This window comes from Variovorax sp. Root434, assembly GCF_001426595.1.
GTDB lineage: Bacteria > Pseudomonadota > Gammaproteobacteria > Burkholderiales > Burkholderiaceae_C > Variovorax.
The window spans coordinates 1-1,108 of sequence record NZ_LMEK01000021.1 but is presented as its reverse complement, the minus strand read 5'-3'; the positions used below and the strand labels follow the sequence as shown (position 1 = coordinate 1,108).

Below are 1,108 nucleotides of genomic sequence, written 5' to 3'. Positions count from 1 at the left end.
CGCCCATCGATGAGGATGAACTCACCGACGAAACAATTCCGCCCGGCCTGCGGGTGATGCTGGTCGAGGACGACGCAGACGTCCGCAAAGTCGTGCACRCCTTCCTGACCACGCTGGGCTGTGAAGTCTTCACCGCTGCCACGGCCGAGCAGGCGTTGTCGGCACTGGATGCAGGCGCCGGGCCCTTCGATCTGCTGCTGAGCGACATCGCCTTGGGCGCCGGCATGCGCGGCACGCGGCTCGCAACAGAGGTGCAGCAGCGCTTTSCGCAGCTGGCGGTGCTCTTGATGTCTGGCTTCTCGTCGGAATTGCTGGATGCCGACCGCGAAGTGCCGCAGAGCTGGGAACTGTTGCGCAAGCCCTATACGCGCTCCGAACTTGCAAGGGCCATGGCAAAGTTGCTGGCCGGCCGTGCCTGAAGGCGTGCTTGCGGCGATCCTTACTGGAGCATTGCAGGCGCCGGCGCCAGGCAGCGCTGCACGAAGGCCGACAGTGCACCCACATCGGGAATCTGCACGTCGCGGCGCCCCTTCGTTGCGAACCCGATGACTTTGTCGCGCGCCAGCCGCGACAGCGCGCGGCTCACGCTCTCCARCGTCATGCCCAGGTAGTTGCCGATCTCGGCGCGCGTCATGCGCAGCGTGATCTCGTCGGTGCGCATGCCGCGCTCGGCCAGCGTCTCGGCCCAGTAGCGNCTCTTGATGTCTGGCTTCTCGTCGGAATTGCTGGATGCCGACCGCGAAGTGCCGCAGAGCTGGGAACTGTTGCGCAAGCCCTATACGCGCTCCGAACTCGCAAGGGCCATGGCAAAGGTGCTGGCCGGCCGCGACTGAACGCGTGATCGCGCCGATCCTTACTGAAGCATTGCAGGCGCCGGCGCCAGGCAGCGCTGCACGAAGGCCGACAGTGCACCCACATCGGGAATCTGCACGTCGCGACGCCCCTTGGTTGCGAACCCGATGACTTTGTCGCGCGCCAGCCGCGACAGCGCGCGGCTCACGCTCTCCAGCGTCATGCCCAGGTAGTTGCCGATCTCGGCGCGCGTCATGCGCAGCGTGATCTCGTCGGTGCGCATGCCGCGCTCGGCCAGCGTCTCGGCCCAGTAGCG

General features: G+C 66.4%; 3 protein-coding genes. 1 reads left to right on the top strand and 2 read right to left on the bottom strand.

Annotation, left to right across the window (positions count from 1 at the left end; genetic code table 11):
• On the top strand, nt 1–419 hold a 419-nt coding region (locus ASD05_RS17470; RefSeq protein ID WP_157610161.1), incomplete at its 5' end, for a response regulator.
• Between the two features lie 20 nt (nt 420–439).
• Here the strand turns inward: ASD05_RS17470 and ASD05_RS17465 are convergent.
• Nucleotides 440–634 carry a helix-turn-helix domain-containing protein gene (locus ASD05_RS17465; protein WP_235508017.1) on the bottom strand — a complete coding sequence of 65 codons (195 nt, stop codon included), beginning with the start codon at nt 632–634 and terminating at the stop codon, nt 440–442.
• 219 nt (nt 635–853) lie between these two features.
• On the bottom strand, nt 854–1,108 hold a 255-nt coding region (locus ASD05_RS17460; protein WP_157610159.1), incomplete at its 5' end, for a helix-turn-helix domain-containing protein.